The organism is Acetobacter pomorum (genome assembly GCF_002738225.1).
Classification (GTDB): domain Bacteria; phylum Pseudomonadota; class Alphaproteobacteria; order Acetobacterales; family Acetobacteraceae; genus Acetobacter; species Acetobacter pomorum.
In genome coordinates this window covers 27,724-52,372 of the sequence record NZ_PEBQ01000164.1, presented here as the reverse complement: position 1 = coordinate 52,372, position 24,649 = coordinate 27,724, and the positions used below count along the sequence as shown (strand labels likewise).

At 45.0% G+C, this 24,649-nt stretch carries 16 protein-coding genes, 1 other RNA gene and 1 pseudogene; 9 read left to right on the top strand and 9 right to left on the bottom strand.

What is annotated here, in order from left to right; genetic code table 11:
* Positions 1–127 (top strand): annotated as a pseudogene (locus tag CSR02_RS13055) (IS200/IS605 family transposase); the annotation flags it as partial.
* A 712-nt stretch (positions 128–839) separates the two neighbouring features.
* Here the strand turns inward: CSR02_RS13055 and CSR02_RS13050 are convergent.
* The 5 genes from CSR02_RS13050 to CSR02_RS13030 form a co-directional block, all read right to left on the bottom strand.
* A complete protein-coding gene (locus CSR02_RS13050) occupies positions 840–1,613 on the bottom strand; it encodes a hypothetical protein (RefSeq protein ID WP_143225592.1) in 774 nt (257 codons plus the stop codon).
* 387 nt (positions 1,614–2,000) lie between these two features.
* Positions 2,001–2,678 (bottom strand): dTMP kinase, encoded by a 678-nt coding sequence (tmk, locus tag CSR02_RS13045; RefSeq protein ID WP_167384148.1) that lies wholly within the window; start codon positions 2,676–2,678, stop codon positions 2,001–2,003.
* Positions 2,679–2,823: 145 nt separating this feature from the next.
* On the bottom strand, positions 2,824–3,102 hold the full coding sequence (locus CSR02_RS13040) for a hypothetical protein (RefSeq protein WP_099541946.1): 279 nt from the start codon (positions 3,100–3,102) through the stop codon (positions 2,824–2,826).
* 114 nt (positions 3,103–3,216) lie between these two features.
* The gene (locus tag CSR02_RS13035; protein WP_160256076.1) at positions 3,217–4,167 is read right to left on the bottom strand and encodes a site-specific integrase; all 951 of its coding nucleotides are present in this window, start codon (positions 4,165–4,167) and stop codon (positions 3,217–3,219) included.
* A 51-nt stretch (positions 4,168–4,218) separates the two neighbouring features.
* On the bottom strand, positions 4,219–4,755 hold the full coding sequence (locus CSR02_RS13030) for a hypothetical protein (protein WP_099541944.1): 537 nt from the start codon (positions 4,753–4,755) through the stop codon (positions 4,219–4,221).
* A gap of 115 nt (positions 4,756–4,870) precedes the next feature.
* Between CSR02_RS13030 and CSR02_RS13025 the strand changes: the two genes are divergently transcribed.
* On the top strand, positions 4,871–5,719 hold the full coding sequence (locus CSR02_RS13025) for a hypothetical protein (protein ID WP_124296412.1): 849 nt from the start codon (positions 4,871–4,873) through the stop codon (positions 5,717–5,719).
* 29 nt (positions 5,720–5,748) lie between these two features.
* Positions 5,749–7,074 carry a hypothetical protein gene (locus CSR02_RS13020; protein WP_099541942.1) on the top strand — a complete coding sequence of 442 codons (1,326 nt, stop codon included), beginning with the start codon at positions 5,749–5,751 and terminating at the stop codon, positions 7,072–7,074.
* A 47-nt stretch (positions 7,075–7,121) separates the two neighbouring features.
* On the opposite strand, the gene CSR02_RS13015 is transcribed toward CSR02_RS13020, so the two are convergent.
* Entirely contained in the window at positions 7,122–8,432 is a 1,311-nt protein-coding gene (locus tag CSR02_RS13015) for a lipopolysaccharide biosynthesis protein (protein ID WP_099541941.1), read from the bottom strand.
* A gap of 520 nt (positions 8,433–8,952) precedes the next feature.
* On the opposite strand from CSR02_RS13015, the gene CSR02_RS13010 reads away from it, so the two are divergent.
* On the top strand, positions 8,953–9,990 hold the full coding sequence (locus CSR02_RS13010) for a glycosyltransferase family 4 protein (RefSeq protein WP_099541940.1): 1,038 nt from the start codon (positions 8,953–8,955) through the stop codon (positions 9,988–9,990).
* Between the two features lie 33 nt (positions 9,991–10,023).
* Complete coding sequence (locus CSR02_RS13005; RefSeq protein ID WP_099541939.1) at positions 10,024–11,163, top strand: glycosyltransferase; 1,140 nt, start codon at positions 10,024–10,026, stop codon at positions 11,161–11,163.
* Positions 11,164–11,332: 169 nt separating this feature from the next.
* Here CSR02_RS13005 and ssrA read toward each other — a convergent pair.
* Positions 11,333–11,682: a transfer-messenger RNA gene (gene ssrA / locus CSR02_RS13000) on the bottom strand.
* Positions 11,683–11,798: 116 nt separating this feature from the next.
* Here ssrA and CSR02_RS12995 point away from each other — a divergent pair.
* On the top strand, positions 11,799–12,446 hold the full coding sequence (locus CSR02_RS12995) for a hypothetical protein (RefSeq protein WP_099541938.1): 648 nt from the start codon (positions 11,799–11,801) through the stop codon (positions 12,444–12,446).
* On the opposite strand, the gene CSR02_RS12990 is transcribed toward CSR02_RS12995, so the two are convergent.
* Positions 12,435–13,055 (bottom strand): hypothetical protein, encoded by a 621-nt coding sequence (locus tag CSR02_RS12990; protein ID WP_143225590.1) that lies wholly within the window; start codon positions 13,053–13,055, stop codon positions 12,435–12,437. The two genes, CSR02_RS12995 and CSR02_RS12990, sit on opposite strands and share 12 nt — an antisense overlap.
* A gap of 105 nt (positions 13,056–13,160) precedes the next feature.
* Positions 13,161–14,837, bottom strand: a complete 1,677-nt coding sequence (locus CSR02_RS12985) for a hypothetical protein (protein ID WP_143225589.1) — start codon at positions 14,835–14,837, stop codon at positions 13,161–13,163.
* A 343-nt stretch (positions 14,838–15,180) separates the two neighbouring features.
* On the opposite strand from CSR02_RS12985, the gene CSR02_RS12980 reads away from it, so the two are divergent.
* From CSR02_RS12980 to CSR02_RS12970, 3 genes are all read left to right on the top strand, one after another.
* Complete coding sequence (locus tag CSR02_RS12980; protein ID WP_167384147.1) at positions 15,181–16,650, top strand: protoglobin domain-containing protein; 1,470 nt, start codon at positions 15,181–15,183, stop codon at positions 16,648–16,650.
* A gap of 490 nt (positions 16,651–17,140) precedes the next feature.
* The gene (locus CSR02_RS12975; protein ID WP_143225588.1) at positions 17,141–20,497 is read left to right on the top strand and encodes a hypothetical protein; all 3,357 of its coding nucleotides are present in this window, start codon (positions 17,141–17,143) and stop codon (positions 20,495–20,497) included.
* The gene (locus CSR02_RS12970) at positions 20,487–24,620 is read left to right on the top strand and encodes a hypothetical protein (RefSeq protein WP_099541933.1); all 4,134 of its coding nucleotides are present in this window, start codon (positions 20,487–20,489) and stop codon (positions 24,618–24,620) included. The genes CSR02_RS12975 and CSR02_RS12970 overlap by 11 nt, the downstream gene beginning before the upstream one ends.
* Positions 24,621–24,649 lie beyond the last annotated feature (29 nt).

Genomic DNA, 24,649 nt, shown 5'->3' with positions numbered 1-24,649 from the left:
CTTTGTCGGTTCTCGTGAACAGCCTCAAAGGGGTCTCTAGCCGCAGGTTGCGGCAGATGCATCCAACGCTGGCGCGCCGCTTTCTATCATCCGGCAGTATATCGAACAGCAAAGAACACCTGACTGAAACGCCAGAACGGCCCCATCTCCGGCCTGAACGCCGGAGCTTGCGGGCCTGAAAAACGGGTCATCTGGGATATGCGACACGCTTTCACAGCGCCTCATGTCCAGGGCGCCATCAATATTCAGTCTCTCCGGCAAACGAGTGAGACCCGTGCACTGTCTGAGAGATAGTGTGCCAGGTACGTGCCAGTCATTCGGCAGTTCCTCGATCTCGGATTTCCCTGTTAGATCTACAGAACCATCTTTATTGAAGGCATTGGGATAAGCTTCCCTAAGATCCTCAACCGTTTTGAATTTCATGATCGGAAGTTCTCCCGATGTCTTAGAAATGTTCTACATGAGATGGTATATTGCTTCAGATAGATGCAAGGCAGGTCTCAAATAAGCAAAACCCTCGACATTTAGGGGGCGGTTTGGCTCGGAATGTCCCGGAACACTTCTATTCCCGCGGCAGATGTTTGCTTCGACTTGAGGTGGGCCGGGTGAATTGAGCAGTATCATCCGCCTGTTCAGCAAGCGCAATTTGCAAGGCCTCCTTCAAGCCTCGCTCTATCTTTTTGAACGCTCTGGAGGGGGGGACTGCAGTGGATCTCTTGCACTCAATCGGATTTCGAGCCAACGTTTGAATCACCTTTAAAGGATCAGGGGAAGATGCGATTTGAATTCAAAGCATCTTCCTGTGTGACATATTTTATTTAACGGAATTTCTTTTACTATCAAGGATTTGGTGGGGTTTCCTCATAAACGTTAGAACTCTCGACAGCAGCGTCTCTGTTTTCCAATGCGACTGGATTACCGAATGATGAGTGCACATTGTGTTCAAGGCTCTGCTTATTCCCGCTTAACTTCTGAACCGCCTCTTTCAGATGCCCTCCGTGATCAGGATGTGCATCCCAATTGATCGACTGCATGCAGAATATCAGGGTCTTGTAAGGCCCCCAAGCATTGAGCGAGGATTTGCCTGTTTCACTGTCATAATGCAGACGTACAGTGCATTCTAAAGGGCTGATCTCTATTTCGCCACCTTCGAGGTTGCGCATAATAGTCGAGCTCCCAAGAATTTCTGCCACCTGTTCTAAAGATAATTGCGTTTCACCACCTTTACAAAGCCCATGTTTAAGTGCCTCTCTGGCCACGGCGCTGGCTAGATAAGCGTGATCAGACATGCTCCATTGGTTTGGCGTGGCTAAAGGGTGAGAAGGGGTATTGTCTATTCCTATCGCACGAGATCCGGCATCTGAAAGGCAGAACTCCATAAATGCCAGGCACACGATTTCTGTCGGGAAGTTCTGGAGGGAGGAAGAAAGGTTTTTCTTGAAAAAATCAGTCTGAGAAAATGCCTCCAATGCACGGTTTGCTCTTTCTTGTGATCTCGTTACGCAATTATTGAATGCCATTTCCATCGCTTTGGCCAATTGAGGCATACTGCTCTGTGGGACACTCCAACCTCCATCAATTGAGACCATGCAGATTGACTGATCATCGCTCATTCCATTCATCACAACTACGTCCCACCTAATTTTACTGATTGAGAGAAGTTTAGGAGAGTGCCATGCAAGCGAGTAATTCCCAATTCATGTCAATATCGATAAGACGCTATGGTAATGGGACGCGAAAGCATTCCGAGAGGCAAGGATCATGCCTTCAAACGCAAAAAAGCCACCCAAAAAGGATGGCTTTTTCACAGATTATCGTTCCCGTTAGCAAATTAAAGAATTGCATAAACTGAGTTAGAATGGTTTTGCCATCCCATCTCATAAGGATATTTCATAGCATAATGGCCTATGTTTTATTATCAACTCCCAAAAAAGCCAAAAACCCATAAAATGGCCTTGCTAGTTGACATTAGGCTTAAGAAAAAATTAGTCGCGCTAAGATTAGGCGGAAGCCTGAGGGAGGCAAAAGACCTTATCATCTGAAAGCTCTTCCATAATCATTTTATGAATAGCTTCGGGGCCTTCATGCCCAGGAATGATTGTCAGGATTTCGGTAAAATTTTTGGCTTCACGAAGCATCGCTTCGCGCACTACTGAATGATAGGCCGCAGGCTTTCTATCAAAGACATCCAAAGCCTGGCCTTCGCGGCTTCCAACTCTTTGTTTTACAGCTTCAGGGTTGAGATCTATGAGAAATGTGTGTCTTGGCAGATCAGCAATCAAATGTACCATCTGGGAAGCGAAAGGGGTGGGATCTTCAGATCCTTCGCCTGCAAGGAATTTGGCGCCGTAGCCCTGCATGGAAATCGTACTTGTCAAAAACCTGTCCATAATTACCACGCCATCATTTTTTAGATGGGGAAGGATATTCATTTCTAGATTATCCATCCGCGCGGCAGTGAATAGCAGGGCTTGAGTTTTGGCAGATTCTGGGGAGTTATCGCCAAGAAGGATTTTTCTGATATCTTCGGCCGCCTTGGTTCCTCCAGGATCTCTTGTGCCAAGCACATCCATTCCTCTATCGCTCAATGCTTTAGAAAGCATTTTTGACTGAGTGGTTTTGCCAGCCCCATCAATTCCTTCTAAAACGATGAATCTGTCATGAAATCTCTTACTCAAGACGCTCTCCATTGACCTTTTGTAGGCCATTTTTTGGACTGCAGGGTTATTGGTTGGATAGTCGAGGGAAGTTGGAACACCCGATCTCTAACCTGAGTTTGAGTTAGAAGATCTGCATAAACCACCTGAAACCACCCGGTCTGGTTCAGGATTGAACGGATATCCCACCAGTGTTCTCCTGCCTAATCGGAGTAGCAAATCGCTGGGCTGCCAGAATGATGCCAACGATCCCAAGAACAGCCATGCCGAAGATGCGCAATACCGCCTCTGTTGCGGGGTCGAATTGCCGGAAATCGGGGCCAACATACATCGCCATAGGCAGTGTCCCCATGACAAGAGCAAAGCCCCCCATCAGAGGTGCAACAAGGAAAAAGGTCAGCGAACTGATTATGGCCTTCCTTCGCATCGTTTTAGTGTCACTCATATTCGTGACCTTCATGTTCCAACTATACACACTCAGTGGCGCAACCTCATCAATCTTAAATGGAAGATATGGATATCTCCACAATCAATAAAGTGATATTAAAAAACAGGATTTTCAAAGCCCTATTTTCTTTGAAACGCTTTTGGTTCCAAGTTTCGACCTCCGAACATATCTTCTCATAGTGCTTAGGCTTTTATGCCGAGTATGACCCATGATTTCTTCGTCAAGAGCCCCTCCGCGATATGCTGTGGTTACAAATCCTGCACGTAGACCATGAGGTGATATCGGCTCCATGAGAGACCCCTTAAGACCGGCCATATCAGATCGTTTTTTGAGAATTTGCCTAATTGCGTCTGGCACCAGGGGCGTCTCATGCACTCGACCCCATCTGTCCACTTTGCGATACAGTGGGCCGTAAGAGATGCGGGCCTCTTTAAGCCAGTCTTTCAAAGCTTGTACTGGGCATGTCTCAGGGGAGGATCCCGAAGCGATGGTCAACACAGTGCCTTCTGCTTCAGCATCAGTCTTAGATCGCTCAATAATGATCTGCATACCATCTTCAATGTAACGCACGTTCGATACATCTAGAGCGACGATTTCGGATCTGCGCATTGCTCCCGCGAAGCCCATTAGAATAATAGATTTGTCTCTTAATCCAGCAAGATCTGAAGTGTCACAAACTTCAATCAGCTTTCTAATTTCTTCTGTTGCCAGAGCTGCAGACTGTTTGGGCGGTGCCGCGTGATTGCGAGCTATACCTCGAAGCGTTTCACGTATTGCAGGCTGTCTCACGTCCATAGGCATGCCTTCATGCCTATGCCTTCTTGCTATCGCCGCAACACGGCGTCTGAGGGTAGCCATTGCGTATGACTCACCTGCTTCAGCCAGATAGGCACCTACGGTTTCACCTGATGCGGGCAATGCTTGGAGGCTATTTTTTTCGCACCAATCTTCAAATGCCTTCCAATCGGTTTCGTATGCACGAATTGTATTTTCTGCGTCAGCATCTTTTTGGTATTCCTGAGAAAGGTTAAACCCGTCTTTCCGCCGTTCTGACCATTTCATGTCCATTCCTCCGGGTGCCCAAAAATGCTTACACGCTGATGAATGAATGATCTATTCGGGATTGCCAACCTTTTTCCGATACCGGCGCATTTCAGAGTTCTTTTTCTCTCTCAACATATCATTGATAACTACATCAAGATTGTCTCCTTCCCTCAAGAGAATGCCTAAGGTTTGGATATATACATACCCTCCAGCTTTCCAGATCGATTTGACAGTTTCCAATAGGTGAATCTGGCTAAAGCCAACGCATAAAGGCGAGCGGAAATACACTATAAAAATATCCGGGCTTATTCCATTATAAGGCTGTTTTACATGATTTAGATTCCCTGACATACGAGATTCACGCTTCAAATCCTCAATCAGAAAAGCGCGATTTTGGAGATGTTTGCTCCAGTTTGTGGTTCTTACATTAGACACATCATCGCAATAACTGTTCAACCTGTGATACATCGCCGTTTGATGGCCAGTGGCAAGCAGGAACGATCTGGCTCCTCCGGTTTGGAGTGTTAAGTCTGGTAGGTCAGGATGGATTGTAAGAGAGACGGCGATGTGAGGCCCTCCCTCTTTCCCGAAGTAGATATTCATCATTGAGCGTACCTTTTTAGCTGATTAAGCTTTCCCTATATGTAGTGAAAGCTATTGCGCTAAGCAATGTGCGCATTTAGAATGACTCTAGAAATTAGTAAGGAAAGCAAACGGATACATGTTACATCACATTTTTGACAATCCTCATTTTGAAGGTAATTTTGGGAATGATGGAATTAAGCATCAGAAATCTGCGGGTTCCAAAGAAATAATCAGCAAATTTCTTAGCATCGCCTGGCGTCCTGCTTTCTCATCTTTCATGATTGCCGCAGCATTGTCAGTGTCGGGCTGTTCAGGCGTTATGGTTAACGGGAAGTTTGTCCCAACTGGATCAGCAGAAGCCTCATACATGTTTTATGGGCATACGTTTGATATTGTTCCTACACTTGGGAGCACTGATCGTATCGTGATCCGAGGCGGCACGAAGTCCATCGATACCAAGCTGAGTAAAGTAAGGATCGTTGCTCAAAAAGTCATCCAGGGTGAGAGCATCGTCGTGATTGCAGGCACCAAATATTCTGGTGATTACGCTCCCACATGGGAGATTGTCTCTACCAGACAGGATGGTATGAGCATCTATCGGATACCTCTGGCCCCAACTGGGGTGTCAAGCGAGCCGTATTCTTTCACGTTTAATGAAGATGGGCTGGAAATTCGGGATGTTTCTGCAGAAGGCGGGAATTCGCAACTTGGTGGCGGTGTATTCTATCGCGCCGGCAAGTTTTATTCTCTGGCTGACTATTATCGTCACAAGGCAACTCTTGAACGCAGGGCCGCATCTTCTGGTTATCATCAGCGCTCTCAACAAACCTCTTACCGTAAGACCGATCGGGTTCGGCCGACCCGCTTCGGTTCCTCGTCTAACGCACCTTCAAATCAAGGCTTTGTCGATGATGTAAGTCGTGTTGAAGGGAAGGGGGTTAACAATACTTCCCAATCAACGGGGCAGATTAACCTCCAGGACTAATTTTTGAGAAAATTAAGTTGAGCTAAGAGATGTCATATACAAATGGTAGAGGCTATTTGCCTTATATCACCATAATAACCATTATTTATCTAATATTTGAGTTGTCATTTAATGCTCGACTTCTTGATGTTGTCGGCGGAGGTGGCACATCAGATAATGTCCATAGCATCGAAAACTGGGGCCGTATTCTATCTGGTATGGCAGTCACGATCTTTATCTGGGGCGTATTCATTATGCCCCGCTACAATTGGTCTGTCTTCGGCCGGCTTGTAGCTATGGTCGTAACCGCTGTTCTGTGTGTCAGTTGCGTTTACAACCTAGAAAAAAGACTTGTGACGCATTTCGTTGATATTTCCACTGGCGAGCAGCGTAAAGAAGCCGTTGCTATTAACTTCATTTCCCATGGCGTCCAGCAGGGGACAATCAATCTTGCTGGACTTCCCCTGAAGACTGGATCTGATGCCTCACCATCAGAAAAGCAGATGATGGCGATACTGCCTTTTTATGTCTTGTCGATAAAAGACGTAGATCTAAAGATCTCTGGCGGCATTAAAACAGCCATAAGAAATAGCCTTATTGATCAAGGTATGAATTCACAAAAGATGTTTGAAGACATTTACATGCCATTTGTGAATAGCATGCATGATTCATATAAAAAATATAGCGACATTGAGCGGAAAAAGCATTCTATTTTCTTGAATAGAGAGCAATATAAGTCATTTATGTACTCACTGTTCGGAGGTATTCCAGATCGAGAATACACTTATTTCAGTGATTTTTTTATGTCGCCAGCGATACAGGATAAAGCCAAGCAGGCATTGATAAACACTGATTGTTCATTTCCCATATCTCCAAAGCTTTCGGGCGCAGAATTTGCCACGCAACTATGGCCAGAGCTTATCAATTGTCGAACAGACTATGAATTTAGAAGCAAATTGGATCATGGCCCGGATAGCTATAAAGATGGTGAGATACGATCATACATTGGACGTCAGGCGATGGAAGCCCTCGTTGCACCTCCTCTTGCGTTGTTCTTTTCCGTCCTCGGTGCTCTTGTCCATATCTTCAAAAGCCTAAATTACCTCCTGAAATGGTTGAAGCCTGGCATTCCCCTCCAGCGTACCCTCTTGATTGGTTCATTAGCCTCTATAGCTTTCTTAATTGGTATGAGACCAAATGCAGTGGTCGACACAAGTCTTTATCATACCATGGCCAATTCAGTAGCCACTTACTATCCACATGGTTCGATGGTAGCAAAGGGCATCACTTGGCTGATAAAAATGCAGAGTATTTTCTACCCTATCAATGAAATCATTAGAAAGTTGTGTCTGTTTGGCTTTAAATTTGGGTGCTAAGACATAAGTATTTCCCCTCCCTATAAAAAACAGGGAGGGGAATATTGTTATTTTGGAAGTCTTTTCTTCAAGTCGGAATTGAATGCGTGAAAACAAAAAGCAAATAATATTATTGATGAGAGAAGTATTTCTACAGAAGATCCGATTACCCCCCATGTGCTCATAAATACACCCAGAAGTGAGAAATATAGAAAAATGACGGATATTCTTATTTTGAGAAGATTGCTCACTTTACCGATCATAATGATGTAAGGCTCAAGAGGCACCATTAGGATATTTATTATGGAGTTGCAGCACAGAATAAACAGCACGCTGAACCCATATGTCGTTTTCTGATGGAGCATATAACTGATGATGTCTTGGCCAAAGAAATAGACGATGAGCAGCACGAGGGCTGATACGCCCAGCACAACGCCAAATGTTTTGTTGATGATGTGCTTAACGCCCGGCCAGTCCTCTTTATCTCTCATTTTGATGAATTCAGGATAAAGACTTGGGATCATGAGTTGGGCCGGTTTGACCAATCCATTGCCTATTTGCCTGGCTACCCGGTACACAGCCGCGTCTTTTGGCCCCAGATACGATCCGATGGCAAGGGTTGCACCCTGAAGAAAAACAGCTTCGAGTATCTGATTGATGCTTGTGTTGACGTTATATTTCCACATCCCCTTTAGAGGCGTTTTTAGAGAGAAAATCAGCCTCGGCGCTGGCAGGCTTCCTGTAAATTTCTTGGTCAAATAAACACCAAAAAAAGTACACGACACAAACATGGTTAATTGTGTAAGGCACCAAACAAACAAAAAATAGTCGAGTGTGTAATGCCGGACAAATCCAATATATGTTGCAGTTGTTCTTACAGTTGTTGTTATCAATTCATAGCATGTTACATATTTGAATTTGTTGCACAGGCGCAGAATGCCCGTTGACCATCCAGTGTTCATACAGAGAATGGTCACGCTACATAAGAAAGCTTTCATCTGGATATCAGGCGACCAGTGCAAAACACTGCTGCCAAGAAAATAAACCAGGGTAATGCTCACCAGAAAACCGATCAGACCACTGATAAAATCTGATCTAATGCAAAAACCGAGAATATCATGGAACTTTGAGAATTCTTTTTTCTCGAAAAATGAGGTGCCATAGTGGAGCAGGCATTGCCACGATTGAAGATGGGTCACATCGCATATTAGAGAAACAAATGTGGTGACAAGTAGAAGATAACCAAAGTTGGCAAGCCCCAATGTCTGGGCTGCCCAGGCAACATAGATAAAACTGCAGATTGCGTTGATTATACGGCTACTTATCAATAAGGCTGTATTGCCCATAATGCGCGAAAATACTGAAGAGGTAGAGGTCATCTGGTCTCGCGAGGTAGCGTGATTACAAACAATCTGGGCATCACATGAAAATTAGCCTGTCAAATGCAGTTTAATTGCTTTTCTGTCAAGATTTTAGGGGGGCGCAAAGAGAAAGGTCACTATCATATCTAGATTTAATCGCGTGCAGATGGACTGCTATACATGCCTTCTCCTGATATGAAATTTAATTATTTTTAGGCAGGAAACCCATTTCATAATCATTTTTGAGCAGTTTTAACGGTTTTTTCCCAAAATATCCTCTTTTTAACAGCGTATAAGTTTCACTGGTTGTTTGCTGGTAAAAGCCAGATAGCTTTCGCAGTTCATAAGTCACTATCCTCTTGTACGCTTCAATCTGAGGGGTGTAGAATAGTCATGGCTATATGCCTTTTTTTGAGAATTGACTGATCAATTGGCATGAGATACCCCCATTCTAAATTTGGGTTTAGAAATTGATAATTCCCTTAGGATTCATTGAATTAGGTGCAAAGTGTTAAAAATTGGCTTTTTAATACAGGATATGGCGAAATTAGGCGGTACCGAGCGTAGCGCTTCAATTATCATGAATGGATTGGCTAAGGATGATCGTGTTTACCTAATTGAAGTCTGTCCAAAAGGTGAACCCGCATTTGAGCTCAACCCCTCCATTGAGAAGGTTGGCCTTTTCAAATCGGAAAAGTCTTTGATCTCCTCATATATTCCATTTGTGCATAAACTCTATAAGGCTATTTCAAGTCTCCAATTGGATGTTCTGGTGATTGTCGAGAGTAAGCATGCCCTTTACGGAGTGCCCGCAGCCAAATTAGCCGGCGTGAGATGTGTCGTCTGGGAGCATTTCAACTTTAATGTTGATCTTGGAAAAAAGAAAAGACGCATCGCAAGAAATATCGCTGCAAAATATGCTGATGATATCGTTGTTCTCACAAACCGAGATCGCCAAATCTGGAAAGAGAAAACTGATACGCATGCTCGAATTGTGACAATCCCCAATGCAGTGCCAGATCTAGGTGATATTCGTTACAATAAAAATGCTAAAACTGTAGTCGCTATTGGAAGATTAACCTTTCAAAAGGGGTTCGATCATCTACTCAATATCTGGGACACCCTTAAAAAGGACGTCCGGGCTAAAGATTGGACACTAAAAATTGTGGGAGATGGGCCTGATGCTCATGACCTGCAGTGTGATTCATTGAGAATTCCTGATGTGGAGTTTTTGCCGCCCCAGAAAGACGTGAGGCCCATATATCAAGAAGCCGGCATCATAGCACTCACTTCACGATATGAAGGGTTGCCCATGGTGTTGCTTGAAGCTGCCAGTGTGGGCATCCCCATTGTGGCTTATGATTGCGAAACAGGCCCCAGTGAAATCGTTGAAAACAATAGAACCGGATATCTGGTTAATTTTTGCGATATGGATGGGTTCGCAGAACGATTGCTCAACTTGATGGGCAGCGACAACCTGAGAGAAACTTTTTCACACAATGCAAAGGAAAGCGCTCTGAAATTTGCCCAGCCTGCCATTCTGAACAAATGGCAGCAAATGCTGGAAAATCATTGAGTTAAATATCAAATTGGATGGACGAAATTTCAGATGTTTAAGATAGGCATTGTTATTCATGATTTTAAGCTGGGCGGATCCGAGAGGATCGCAATTAGGCTGGCGAATTATTGGCATAGTCAGGGTCATAAGGTCATAGTTTTTTGCGGTTCGCGTACTGGTGAAATGCGTGAACTACTGAGCCCAAACGTCCAGATAGTCTGCGCAGTTCCCGCCATTGCCAGACGCCGAGGATCCCCAAGAGAAGTGGGGATCGCGGCACGCTCTTTCTTTAGCAAGTGCAATGTTGATTTCTGCTACATACCCGGAAATTATCATTGGCCGGTCACTTATGAAATGTCGAGAATGGCCAAGCTATTCCGCCCGATACTCGTTACCCAGATCAGTTCTCTTATCTATAAGCCTGGTCGGAGTTATTTTTCTCAAGCCGCATTTAATATGAGAATGAAGCTTCTGATTAAGAAAAGCGATATTATTGTGGCGCTTGACGGAAGTACAGCTCGCGAATGTGATCTCATCCTTAATCGCAGAGATACAAAGGTTATCCCATTGCCTGCATTGTCTGCGCAGGTAACCCGCCCAGTTTCACCTCCGACCAATTATAAAGCATTAGCAGTTGGAAGGCTTACTGAACAAAAAGGCTTTGACACGCTAATCAAGGCTTTTCGTTTGGTAGTTGACCGATTGCCAAACGCACATCTGAACATATGCGGTGAAGGTGAGCTCAGATCTTATCTAGAGAATATGATAAGAGAGCTGGATCTGATGCAAAATATCACGCTTCTGGGCTATCGTGACGAAGTGTGGGATCTTCTCGAAGAAAGCTCAATCTTTGTCCTTTCTTCTCGCCGTGAAGGATATGGAGCAGTCTTATTGGAGGCTCTGGCCGCTGGCCGGTTTATTGTAACAACGAACTGCACACCTGCCATATCTGATATTTTTAGTCAAAATGGTCATTTGGGTGAAGTCGTGAAAGTAGATAATGTCCTTGAAATATCAAAGGCAATAATCAAAAACCTGTCTACAGTTCCAGATATATGTAATGAAGTTGAACCGATACTGCGCAAGTATCGTATTGATTATGGGGCGGGGCTATATCTCAATTTTGTGAAGGAATATAAAAGGGAACGATCATTATCCAAGACACAGCTAGTTCCTGAAGTGACATCTTGATCTTTGATATTGTCCAGCCGTGTTTTTGTGTGAAGGAGAGGGGATTTTTCATTGACGGCCAGACCGTCCGTAACCCGTAAATATCTTCTCCGGCACCCCACATGATTTTTGCGATACGGAACCCTGAACTGGCCTGAAAGGCTGAATGAAGGGGTGAAATTTCAATGGTAGTGGGGGGCTTCTGTTGCCCGGTGCCCCCCGAACCGCGCTTGCCGTCAAGCGACGGCAGCGAGTGCAACTTTGTTGTCGTTGGCACTTATAGGTTTAGCCCGATAACGGCGGTACAATGCCGGGCAAAAGAAAAGTCTTTACCACATCACGTCGATCCTATTTCATCCCCATTCTGCGATGCGAGGTTGACGTCGTTACGCCAAGCCTTAGTGAGGCTTGCAGATTTTGGTGGAGATGCAGGGTACTGCCCCCTGGTCCGCAATGTTTATTCCACTCTTCGTTTATTGCTATATCTCATATGGTTTGAGCAGGGACTATTTCGCATAACCTATTGCATATGGCAAGGTTAAAAATTAACAAAGCCTTGTCAATTTCCGCCGCGGCAAATTAGTTAGTCCTTTGCAAGGCCAATCATCTAGAATGATGGGAATGTCTTTACATCATTCAGCATGATAGGCTCCACAATGTCAGTTCCTATGCAATATGATCTTACTGATCGTTTTTTTATGAAGAGGGGGTCAACCCCTTGCTTTGATTATTTTGACCGAACGAAGATGAAAAATGGTCAGTACGAGCGAATGGGTTGGATATCATTTGCATTGTTAGAGCCTCGGTTTGAGCCAAATTGCCCGGCGGAACTGAGGGAGATTATCCAATCTGAAGCTCAGAAATACTTCGCGTTGATGGGCTCTGAAGTGCCAATTCCCACACAAGATGAAACGGTTACTTTGGGGTACGCCAGGGCTGACTATTGTTACGAATGGGCAAAGCAAAGACACGAAGATTCTGTTAAGTGGCAACCGTTTCGTGACCTTGTAACGCTTAATGGCTATGATTTTGCCCACATCTATGACTTTGAGACTAAGAAGCGGTTCAGGGATCATAATGGGGAGATCCCACCGCTTATTGGTGGGACAGGAAACTGGGTTATGTATGATCCGTCTGGGGCTAAACCTGCCTATAGAGCTGCTACCTCAGAAGGGTGTGCTGAGGCAGCAAAGGCTGACGGGAACTTCAGAACTGATATTCAGGCCCCCCAGCCAGATGCTCCAGATCCTTCGGTTGAAGATGAGTATACAGACAGCAGTGGCTTCTCTCCCTCATTTAGCTAATGCCAAGATTGCGGAAGTTGAACCGTAGGTTGTGCTAAAATCCTGCCCGCCCAAACTTGAAAAAGCTTCGACTCTGGAAGATCCAATGCCGGTTATTTCAAGCCTTGCGGCCTGACCGGCAGAGGAGATCAGCGCATCACCGTTTTCATATGAAATGGATAGTCCCCCGATACCTTCTGAGCCAAGATTCGTGAGGACGATTTCTCCATTCGCAGGATCGAAGCCTTTTATCGTTTCAACGGCCTCGGAGGACATGTCTAACACACTGGCCGTGTAACCCTGATCGTATGTAAGATTGGCCTGGCCACCTCCGATTGTAATCGTGGCATTGGTATCTGATGTTGCTTGATAATCTACCTGACCGCCATTGGCGTTAACATACAGACCAGTAGAATGTGTTTGAGCTGCCGTGATATTGCCAGATGCGCCGTTATTAAAAGTCACGGATCCATCGCCAGCCGTGATATAATCATATGATGGGCCATCTAGCGTCAAATTGCTCGCTGAGTCTTCAAGGCTTACACCTATATTCCCAGTAGCATCATACAATGCTCCCACACCGGCCAGAGAGACGCCAATATTGTTGTCTGTGCCGCCATAGATATACATCTGGCCCATATCGCCATACGCAGTTGTGTTGCCTGTGCCAGTGTGGGTCAGTTCACCGCCATAACTGAAAACACTGATATTGCTGTCATTTACATTGAGGCTCGCTTAGCTGCTTGATAGTGTTATTCCTGGTGTTCCTGATGCCTCCGCTATAGTCCCGGTGCCCGACAATGCTGAGGCAATTTGGGTATCCCCGGTAAGGCCAAAGAGGTTGAAGTACTTATAACTCCCGACCATCGTGACATTATTCCCGCCATCTAGGTTCAATCCTCCATCAAGAGAGAGGATAGTTGAGCTGTCTGTTGTCGGGCTAAGGTACTGTGTCACATCGCGCTGTATCGTTATATCTGTAACGGTTGGCGTGCTTGATGTATTCGAACTGCTGGATGTCGATGACGTGCTGTTCCCATCCGTTCCTGTGCTGGAATTGGCGGTGCCACCGCTTTGAACGAAATCTCCCTTGTCAGTCCGATTGTCGGTTATACTTCCATTAAATGAGCCGGATATGTTCACGGCGCCCGTGCCATTGAGGGTGATATTTTCATATCCAGAGGAAGGGGTAATCGTCAGATATCCATTGATATTGCTAAGATCGATAATCGCATTGTAGCCATTAAGATTGATAGTATCGTCAGTCCCTTCAGCATCGACCGTAATTGTTTTTACTCCACTACCTGAGTAGGAGCTCAGAATAATGTCTGATGAGCCATCGGATGGAAGGTGTATGACAGATGACTCATTATAAACTTTAATGGTAGAGGCTTGCCCATCACTAACCTGAACGATCTTTTGGTTTGCGGCCGAGTATGACTGATCTGCGCTATCACCGGAAGTGATCTTAATATCGTTTACTTCCATCGTGGCTGAATAACTTGGGTCAGTGGATCCTGAGGATACCCCCTCCGGGCCAATATAACTCCCAGTGAGCGTCCAATCAGAGAGATCTTGGTAATATGTCGCGTACTGCGGATATTTCAGAGATAGAGCCGATATAAGGCTATCAAGCATCGCGTTTAGATTGATAGTTACCTGATGGAAAGATGTGTCATCTTCCAAAGGTAGGGAATCAACGGCATCTATGGCGTCAATATGCCATGCCCCAGATGTGTCCTGATATGTATCATTGTTGGAAACATTAAACACGCCTGTAGAGAGAGAGGTGCCATTCCCTGAATCGGCAGTTTCCTGGCCTCTGTTGTCGGCCATGACAGCTTGAGCAAAATAGCTGGCGGCCGGTACAGAGTATTTACCACTGAGGTTAAAAGCGAAGGTGAAGGCGTTGTAACAGAACCATGTGGTATTATCCCCATTTGGCTCGACGTTAGTAATCCGCTCATTGGCCGAAAAGGTTAACTGGTGGTCAAAGGTGTTAGCCACACCCGCATTCTGCTCTTTTGTTTGCAGGAATACGTCTGTGTTGGAACCTCCGGCCTGAGTTAAGGCATAGGTGTATCCATACTGTGATGACTTATAAACGGCCAATCCACTGGATACGTTGCCACTGACAGCGCTCCATTTTGCGATAGGAACCCCGTTTAACAGTGGATCGCTGTCTGCTGTGTCGTTGGTGTCTGGATTTGTAGGATCAAAATATCCTGGAGCAGTCCATTGGGTAATATCCCAGTCAGGATCGGTATTGCTGGTCAAATTAGGCAGGGAACTGTCAAATTCTTCTGTGTAGCCGTCTACCTGGCCATTATTGAAGGCCATATCCGGCCCAGATATGCTAGGATCATCGTAAAGTAATTCTGAGGGGGAAGAAGTTGAAGCGTTATTACTCATCTGTTCCGCTCTTGACCGTGGATGTTAATCAGTAGAAAATCCAATACCAAGTGAGACACATCATAAGTTAATGCTCACTATTACAAAAAAAATTATAATAATCGGAATTATCTATCCAAAAACAAAACCATTATCCTTAAAAATAAAATAGACCGATTGTAATAATCGTGTAAGTGTTTGGTTATGGCTACCAAATGAGAATTGGGCGGAGCTGTAATGCTTATTTTCATTTAAGAAAATGAAAAATAATTCAATAGAATTACATAATCCTTCTTAGCCTATTCATCCTAGGCATCGAAACACAATCTAAGTCGGAATATCGCGCAAAATGGAGGCGCATCGAATGGAACATATATCTCCATTAGGGGGCGATGGTGAACTGCCATCAATTTCAAATAGCTTGGCCTTCTTGGGGATCGATGATCACCAAAGGCATGTTCTGAGCGAGATCAAATCATCTCCAATCCATAATATTTTAAACGATAGTTTGAAAATATTTTATGAGCGCATTCGAGAAACACCAGAACTGTCAGAGTTCTTCAAGACAGAAGAGGTAGTCGAAAAAGCTTCACAGCGTCAAAAAGAGCACTGGGGGCAGCTTTTTTCAGGTGAATTTGACGAACACTATGTGAAAAACGTCACAAAGATTGGGGAAACACATGCAAGGATTGGCCTTGATCCTCAATGGTACATCGCTGGTTATGCGGTAATCCTTGAAAGGATTATTCAGGATGTCATTTCAAATTCCATAGTTCGTGGGACAAAGCCTCAAAAGGTGTCGCCCCAGCAGATGGCGCATCTTGGCGAACTGATTGGTGTGGTCGTTAAGGCGGCTTGCCTTGATATGGATATGGCCATTTCGACATATCTCAACATATTAAAGCAAGAGAGAGAGAAGGCCGCGAAGGAAAATGACGCCCTAATCGTTATATCTGAAGCCATCGATCGTATGGCTGAGGGCGACATGACTGTCACGCTGAACCCGTCTGTCATTGAGAGGTCGCCAGTCCTGGCCAATTCTTTCAAACGCTTGAAAGAGCGCGTGCAAGACATGGCAGAGGAAATTAAAGGGGCTTCTTCTCTTGTGGGAACATCCTCTGAGACAATCAGTGATGGGGTGGCAAAAGCCGAAGAGCGTGCTCAGGATCAGGTGTCCGCAATTTCCGAAATCACGGAACTGACCCGTGTGCTTAAAAACTCTATTTCCGGCGTGGCTAAACAGACAGAGGCAGCGGAAGATGCCGTAAGGAGTTGTCTCAAAGCCACTATGGAGGGCAATGCTAACGTCACTAAAGCCCAATCCAGTATGGAGCAGATCGAGACCATCTGGAAGGTTATTCATGATCTGGTTGGCGCTATCGATGGCATAGCCACGCAAACCAACCTTCTTGCCCTTAATGCGAGTGTAGAGGCCGCGCGGGTAGGGGATGAAGGCGGAGGGTTCGCTGTTATAGCGGGAGAAATCAGGACACTGGCCAACACAACAAAGAACACGGCCGAACAGATTTCGGAGAAAACACGACTAAGTAAGGATCTGGTCCTGGCGGCCTCTGTATCAGTTTCCAGTACGGCAGAACTGCTTGCCAAGATCAAAGATGGCGTCTCATTAGTAGAGGTGGCTGTTACGAACATAAATTCTGAAATGAACAAGCAGACCTCCAGTGCAGAATCAACGCACCATGAGGCCATAAAACTACAGAAAACAACGCAAGAGTCAGTTCAATTGGCTGGTCTGATGAGAAAGTCGTCTCGTGATCTGATGGGGAGATCACAAGCCATGCAAATTCTCCTTAAAGAATTTGGGTTCGCTTGAGTTCACTACAATGTAGCCAGATGATTTTGTCATCTGGCTCTACCTTATCCACTTATTCCAACGTTAGGCCCTAATAATAAATTTGATAGGGACATTTATAAAATAGCCTTCAAAAATTTCTTTCGCTTCATGGTCATAGTGCAATGAAGCCGGGATTACCCTGCACATGTTGATGGTGTAGACCTCACATCAAGGTTATGTCACTCAAATAAGCCATGAAAATGCCAATATAAGGCCTAATAGATCACTTCACCTTATCTATCGGTTCTTGTCAGACTGGACATGTCTTTGCGGGCAAGGTAAAAATTAAGAAGGTTAAGATATTACAAAGACATTCTATAAATGTCGGTTCCTGCACATTCGGGAATGCCTCAACTTTTCTTTGCGCGGACCGCGATACACAGCCGGCTTCTGTCGGTACAGAGATTGTCACGTTGTGATTTTTTGATCTTCTGCGGAGCTTAAATTCGATTATTACGAGGAATAACAAATGAATACAGTTAAAGGCGCATCGTTGGGTGTAAGTAAATCATCACCAACCATGCCATTAAGGGAAATTTCAAATTTCTTGGCCGATGTCATAGAGCTTTATGATTCTTATCCAAGCAAGGACCGTAAGATAATAGAAACCGGCCGAGACAAAAAAAATGGTGTGCCTGTTCTAAGGATATATCTTTCACGTATACAAGCTTTGCTCATGGATGACCGTCTGAAAGAAAAGATGGACAAGTTGCACGGATCCGTAGCGAAGCGCCTTCCAGCTTGGAAAGGGGCCAATTCTGAGCGCGTGTTATGGGGAGGAATAACTCACTCAGAAGAGGCTTCATCGGAGCGAACAGCGATTCTTCGCCTATACGCCGCGGTCAGGAAGTTGTTCGAGTTTTCTGTCAAAGATGAATTTCTGAGGGAACTGTGGGACGGATTGAAATATGCCGATGTGGGGGCATATCAGACAAAGGAAATCGCATTTTCACCTCCATATCATGCTCCTTTTTCCGCAGAAATTGCTCGGCAGGTGACAGCGAAAGAAATGATTTCTGGCGATCACACTCGGGGCTTGTTGAATGGTCTGCGCGCTAAACTTCTCGAAAGTCTTCCTGACGGAGACGTGGATGGACAGGATGACATCGAGGATGCACTAGATGCTTGGCGTGACCAAGCCGGATCTCCTGGCTCAATTATGTCGGGATTCATTGAAACACTGTCAGACATTGCGCCATCACGTGCTCGGCTTCATATTTCTATTGAAATACTGGAAGCATATTGTTCATTGGCTCGCAGAGAGCAGAATTGTGCCCAGAAATATTCTAACTTTCTCTCATATGCGACAAGACTTATCCTTTATTATAGGTATTTTTGTCAGTATGGAAATGAATTGAAAATATATTTCCCAACTAGAGAAGAAGACGGATTTGATTTTCAATTTAACTCTCTTTCCCTGAGTCTTTATGCCTCACTTCCAATTTGGTTTAAATTGGATGACCAGATTTCAGAGATCATATCTAAAAATCTTAATGCAGAACAACAGGAAGTGTTGAGGAACGTTAGGGAAATCAGTTATATACCCAGGCTGAACGGAATAGACCGTATCAATAAAAAATCATCATATGAAAATATGGTTCACAGGACAGGTGAAGAGTGGGAAGGTCATAACAATTCATGGCGTTTGACACGACTGTTTCTGCTGTGGGTTCTGACAAATCAACATGAAAGTGGAAATCCCGAACTTCACTCAACCATAGTTGAAGTGGAAAAGTTCTTTACCGCACAAGCTGATGAGTTTTCTAATCTTCTGAATAGCCATGCCATCGATGCTGAGGCCCCTATAAATAATCGACAAGATAGCCTTAAGAAGGGCGTGGGGCTGGTTGTTAACAAACTATTAGATTCTAGCATTACGACATATGTTAGGCATGCGGCCGATGAACTGCTTACGCTTTTGCGGACTGATCGATCCCGAAAATCTGCAAAAGGATGTCAATTAAATCGTTTTCTGGATAATGAAAAAATATCAATTTATGTGAATGTTACAGATTCGGTAGTAGACCCGCAGTGTCTCAAGATATCTTCGAAACACCCGTTTTCAGAAAAGAATCTCACAAGATCAGATTTGGGACGTTTTCTTCTGAAATCAGTTTTTGTTTCAAAATCGGCTGAAATCCCTAACGCTTTATATGCATATCGGATTGATTATGCCATTTCTGAGCGGTCTCTTCGTTCTAAAAAGCCATCACCTGATCGCAGATTTCTTAAGAGAGGGGACAGTACAAAATTTTATGAAAGGGTTTTAATTTCTCTCACCCCTGGCGATCTTAAAAAGCCAAACTCTTTGGACGATTATAAGGAGTTGGTGGCACAGTGGAGATGTGATTCAAAAGAATCTCCATGTCCAGCTCCGGCCATTGCTCTTATTTACAATAGTTCAGATCTCGACATGCCGAGTGATAAGCAGCCGGTTGATAATTATCAATCGCAAAGTATTACTTCTGCAATTAAAAAAATGTGTTTTACTGTATTATCCTACATGATTCTTCGTCATCTAGTCATGTCTCTCAAGGAAACAAAAATAAAGAGAGAAAACACTACTGATATTTTTCAGATGTTGAAAATCACCTCACATGGCATAGATAGTGCGACTGGAACCGGTGCTGACACATTTTATGCGGCGTTTAAAGCAATTGAAATCGCCCTCAGCTCTCAAGTTCGAATAAAAGCTCAGGGATTTAACGCTAGTGATGACCGTGACGAGAACATTAAATTCTATAAAAAGAAAGGTACATTAAATGCTCTAAATGCTGCTTATCGTGTCGAACTCGGCATCCCGTTTCCTCTTTTATTCAACAAAACAGGAATCATTGACTACGAAATCAGGCCGTCTGAAGTTAACGCTCACGGAGAAGTTCTGAGCTATGTGAGCGTCGTCAGGACGTATATTGCTCAACGATCTCAGGATAATACTGGCAATGCTACCCTTATCCTTGAGCATGGGCGCAACTTTATTAACGTTGACCGCACTGATGACCTGTCCGCCACACAGAGTAATACAGCAGTCAAAAAAGCTCTCGACATGCTTATAGATAAATTGGGCTGCGAAACTGTCCTGTTGATCGGTAGGCAGCACGGTGACAGGCGTATAGGTCGAGCTGAAGATCGACATCGGAAGGCTGACCCCGAAAAATTTTTGCAAGTGCTACGGTCAACATATCCTCGGGTGCGGATTATTCCTCTGGTCAGGAAACGGTCATTGGTATTGCGCCTTAAAGGCCAGCGAAATTCTACCCCCATTGCGTATGAAATTGTCGGTGCCCAGGACCATGCATCGTTGACTTCGGGCAACTATTTAGGTGAGGAACCCGCACCCGCATCACTATCTCCGATTTACTCTGTTGCGACGCTACACGTTGTTGGTGATGAGCATTGGAGCCCACGATCAGGGCTGACAACCTACTCGTGGTTACAGGGGCCAACCGTACCTAATTGCCACTATACAGACGCTCTGCATCGTGCGCGTGAGGTTCTTATAGACGGTAGTGCGGCGCAGAAATCGTTATGTCTGATTTTAAGATCTCTGCATTATATTGAAACTGAACGATCGCCCAAAAAAAATGGTGGAAGCCGACTTTTTCTCCCATTGCTGAATCCGTTTAACGCAAAATCTACGGCCGAAATGGGAGAAATCGAGATCACCCAGGCACACAGTAATATGCACATGGGCAGTTTGCATATCAGTGGTCCAGCTCTATTCAGTCGTATTAACGATGTACTGGAGGCAGATGAAACTAAAAAATCAGATGGGCAGCGATCTGATACTGGCAATAGCTATGCCGAGGTAAATTATGATGATTGATCAGAGCCAGAGCCATACATCGAAAAAAAACGGAATGGAGGAGAGATCTAATAAAGAAGCCTCCCTATGGGGTGATGTTTTTGAGAATGCGGCCAAGTCCGGTATTCTAAGTTATCTGAAAGAAGCCGGTATCCTGTCCGATGAGAAGCATCCGGGTCTTTCTCAGTGGATAGGGACTAAATATGGTCGTGTTATTGATCATTTCTCTAACTTTTATAGCAGATCTCTTGAACATTCAGTTCAAATCGGCAAGACATATCTGGATCACTTGACATTTATTGGCTGGACGACTGGCTACACAGTGATGCGCGAATGGTGGAATAAATCTGAACTGGCCGGGCGCGCAAAAAGGATTACTGTCGCGGGGATGTGGAGCCCGTTGGAATTCCCTGATCGTTCTGTAAAGGGGGACGGCCTCACTGATATTGAGAAGGCTACAGCTTTTGCTAATAACCGGGACCATCGCGTTAAATCCTTTCTAGCTGCGTTTGGTATACCTCTAGGGACACTTGAAGATCCCATAAAACTGGCTCGGAAAGGCATGCCAGCTCAGGCCGACTTCATGCTGGTTTTGGAAGACACAAAGAAGCCTGACCGGGCTTATCTTGTCTGTATAGAGTTCTCTCTGAACACACCCAACATTTTGAAGGATTATAAGAAAGAAGATGCGCATCTTGAGGAAGTGAAATCCCACGTTTACTCGCTATCACAACGAGGGGTATTTTCCGATCTAGGCGCTCAATTCGCGGATGTGGATATATCGGTTTCAGAAGACATCACACGGTTCATGACAGCGTTCACCCGTAGTGATAAGCCTCTTTACAAGCTGATGCAGGGGTCATCTTACGCAACAAACATGGCCCTTCTTCTTTCCCAGTATAAGACTATCCATACAACCGCGATAGCTATGACCAACGAAGGGGTGGAATCCCTTAGTGGTGTGTTCAATCGGGAGAAACCGTCATCCGGAACTTTTTCTCTTATGCAGTCCATTGGGCGTGTTTATTCTGCAAAAACAGAAAAAGAAGAAGACTTCGAAAGTACTCTGGCTGATGTTTTCAAAACCATCGCGCGCGGAATGCCAAGATCTTTGAGGAAACCGCTAGAAACTTTCCTTTTATCGGCAAGCACAGAAATAACAGCATCCGCTCAGATCGAAGAGACCCTTGATGATTATTCAAGGCCAACGCAAAGGTACAGCGTGCCAGAAGCTACGCATTGGTTGGAGACTTCGTGCCAGAATAATAAGAAGATCCCCTTACAAGACTACCTCCGGCCAGAAGCGCTGAAAAATAGGCTAGAGGCCTGCAGCAGAGATGGAGGTGTCACTATCCGCGATCTTAATTCGGCCGTCATTGAAAGTACGATCACCAATGCGCCAGTAGGAAAGATTACGGCCCTTGGACTTTTGGGGCATCCTGGCATCGGTAAAACAACTTCAACGATCAAAGCCCTCCGCAATCTGAACAAGACTAGCGGTGAAAATTCTTTGTTCCTGTATTTCAGTCCACGAACAGTGATTAATGAGGGCGTCACGCAGGACGTTACGAAGGCTCCTGATTCTCAGGACGGAGGTAATGTTGCTGCCATATCCCTCAACACCAGTCATAAACTCATTGGATCTGCAGAAGATTATGCTAGAAAAAAGGGGAGAGGTGTAGTTGGTAAGAAGACATCTTCTGCTGTGTCCTATACCTGTTCCTTTCCTGTAAATGGGTCAACAACCTCTCCGGTACCAGTCGATGGTGAAACTTCTTGTTTGTATCTAACCTTGGAAGATGCAGACGAAGCCATGAGCCAGAATAAAAGTCCTGGAGGGTATAGGGGATATGACCATGCTGCTTCAGAAAGGCATATGAAGTCACAGCCGCAACCGTCAGTAATGAAAACATTGGCTCAAGCATGTCGTGATGTGGCTGCCAAGAACCCGAACATCCCCATTATTGCCGGCACCGCGGCTATTCAAGGAATGCGATGTAGTGCAAATCAGGCACAAGCGACTGTTGCAAACCTTGCGGCGATATTCGGACAGACAAACAAGCGCGGAGTTCGAGAAACACCTGGATTACGTGCCCGTATCAGACAGGATCTAATCAATTTTGCGAAAACCCGCTCAGTCATCGTCGTAATGATTGATGAGCTGGCAGGCGATGGCGCAGGCGCCCCGATGGCGGTAGCTATGGCACAGTGTCTTTACGATGCACTAATTAAGCCTTTTGAAGGAGAGAAGGTATCTTCCCCTTTCAGGGTTATTCTTCTTTTGGCTGATGCATCACTCTCTTCACCTGAAGCTTTTAAAGCTTTTCTCTCATCTGCAGGAAGCGAAGAAAGTGGAGGGAGAAATCCAGCAAGAATATTACTATCACCAAGAACATCCACTTCGCCATTTTCTCTTAAAAATGACGGGATAAGATCTCTAGCGTCAGTGGCGAAAATTCCCTTCGTGACGATGGTGTCAGCAGATGCCTATCCTGCCACCTCTCTGACGCTTTGCTATGATTTGAGTGTCAGGGATTTGGATGCTCAGACAAATCCAGATTTGCAGACTCACAAACTGATTAAAAAGCTGTTCTCAGATAGTGATGTCATTGTGGCAGTTGATCGGATCAATCAGGAAATAAGCAAAACCCCAATTAATCAGCAGGTTATATATTACGCTCAAGATCGTAAGCATCTAGCGGATATAAAGACCGAACTTGTTGAAAGGGGAATTCTGAAGGCAGAACAGATCTGCTCCATCACCTCTGAACTTTCTCTAGATCAGAAACGTGCCCTTACTGATCCTAAACGAACGGGTCGAGGAAGCCGGGATTCTTACCGTCTCTTTTTGATGACGTCAGCCGGGGCCAGAGGGATCAGTCTGCCACTGGCTACGTCAATTATGGTCAAGGTGCCAAGATTCAGTATTGAAACGGCTCTGATGGAGATTATTCAGGTTATTTATCGTGGAAGAGGGGGGTATATCGATGGACAGGGCAATTTCGCATCAGGTGACGATCTTCCTAGACGCCTCATATTCTGTATCGATGATTATGTCAGGACGTTAGATAATGGCAAGAAGTCAGAACAGCGGTGGGGAAGGCAGAAAATCGATGTCGTGACTGTTCTGAGCATTCTGCGAGGTGCCATCATGACACGAATTTCAGGGCATGCTCGCAGTCGAAGCTTTGATGGGGCTATCGTTCCTGTAGGAAGCACAGGTGTCGCGAATTCTTCAGATACACTTTCAGGTAATTTTCAAAAGCTTAAAATAGCATGTGATGATCTTCGACGCCGCACTGATGACGAAGAAGTAAAAAAAATTGCAAGCGAAGTTATCAAAGGTATTGGAGAGTTTTGTCGATATGTGCACTTGGATTGGGAATTGCATAAGGGTCCTAGACCTCCTTCTCATACCACAACAATAGCAGAATGGGTGACGGACAGCCCCTTGAATAACCTGCGTCTTTACCTCTCAGCCCCAAATCGTTCACTCGTTCCAAGTGATAAGGAAACAGAACCCCTCCGCTTAATTAAGAATATCCCTGAGCATGTCTATTTCATAGGTCCACTAATGTACATGGATATGCAAGCTGGTGACGAAGAGAGGGATATCGCTACTGAATTGTTTAGGTTCCGCGGGGAGACCGGAGCAGGGCCTGGAGCAGACAAACTCCGCCGGGCATGTGACGGGTTAATCAAGATTTTAAAAGAAAGACATACCAATAAGGAGGAGCGAGAGACTAAATTCTACGCTGAGATTTGTAGAAATTTCTTAAAAAGAGATAACCAAAGTATCATTGGGCAGGAATTTAAGACCCAAAAAACTTTAAATTCCAGAGGTCTATGGGTCGTGATGCCAGCGGATTGGACGCGGTTCCTGAAGATTGTCGAATATGAAGGAGATGCCAGAGCGGATAAACTCCGAATGGATGCAGAATGGCAAAACATCCTGCTTTTCGCTCTGAGCGGGAAGGTCGGGATCCAGTGGTACACTCCGTTCGAACCTTTCTATGAACATCAACCATTCGTTGTCGCTGCGTTGCCGGAGCCTCCTACGGGCTTAGAAAGAGCTTTCGATAGCCGGTATCTGGCCTCTACAGCCGAATTTAACATGCTTAATGTTATTTTGTGCGGAGGGTAATAATTCGGTTGCATCCATGACCATGAATG

Excerpts from the sequence above, each read along its gene's own strand:
- CSR02_RS13035 (WP_160256076.1), bottom strand. The coding sequence starts at position 4,167 with ATGAAATGGTCAGAACGGCGGAAAGACGGGTTTAACCTTTCTCAGGAA.
- CSR02_RS13040 (WP_099541946.1), bottom strand. The coding sequence starts at position 3,102 with ATGAGTGACACTAAAACGATGCGAAGGAAGGCCATAATCAGTTCGCTG.
- CSR02_RS13015 (WP_099541941.1), bottom strand. The coding sequence starts at position 8,432 with ATGACCTCTACCTCTTCAGTATTTTCGCGCATTATGGGCAATACAGCC.
- CSR02_RS12990 (WP_143225590.1), bottom strand. The coding sequence starts at position 13,055 with ATGTATATCTATGGCGGCACAGACAACAATATTGGCGTCTCTCTGGCC.
- CSR02_RS12985 (WP_143225589.1), bottom strand. The coding sequence starts at position 14,837 with ATGAGTAATAACGCTTCAACTTCTTCCCCCTCAGAATTACTTTACGAT.
- CSR02_RS13020 (WP_099541942.1), top strand. The coding sequence starts at position 5,749 with ATGTCATATACAAATGGTAGAGGCTATTTGCCTTATATCACCATAATA.
- CSR02_RS13010 (WP_099541940.1), top strand. The coding sequence starts at position 8,953 with ATGGCGAAATTAGGCGGTACCGAGCGTAGCGCTTCAATTATCATGAAT.
- CSR02_RS13005 (WP_099541939.1), top strand. The coding sequence starts at position 10,024 with ATGTTTAAGATAGGCATTGTTATTCATGATTTTAAGCTGGGCGGATCC.
- CSR02_RS12995 (WP_099541938.1), top strand. The coding sequence starts at position 11,799 with ATGTCAGTTCCTATGCAATATGATCTTACTGATCGTTTTTTTATGAAG.
- CSR02_RS12980 (WP_167384147.1), top strand. The coding sequence starts at position 15,181 with ATGGAACATATATCTCCATTAGGGGGCGATGGTGAACTGCCATCAATT.
- CSR02_RS12975 (WP_143225588.1), top strand. The coding sequence starts at position 17,141 with ATGAATACAGTTAAAGGCGCATCGTTGGGTGTAAGTAAATCATCACCA.
- CSR02_RS13030 (WP_099541944.1), bottom strand. The coding sequence starts at position 4,755 with ATGATGAATATCTACTTCGGGAAAGAGGGAGGGCCTCACATCGCCGTC.
- CSR02_RS12970 (WP_099541933.1), top strand. The coding sequence starts at position 20,487 with ATGATGATTGATCAGAGCCAGAGCCATACATCGAAAAAAAACGGAATG.
- CSR02_RS13050 (WP_143225592.1), bottom strand. The coding sequence starts at position 1,613 with ATGAGCGATGATCAGTCAATCTGCATGGTCTCAATTGATGGAGGTTGG.
- CSR02_RS13025 (WP_124296412.1), top strand. The coding sequence starts at position 4,871 with ATGTTACATCACATTTTTGACAATCCTCATTTTGAAGGTAATTTTGGG.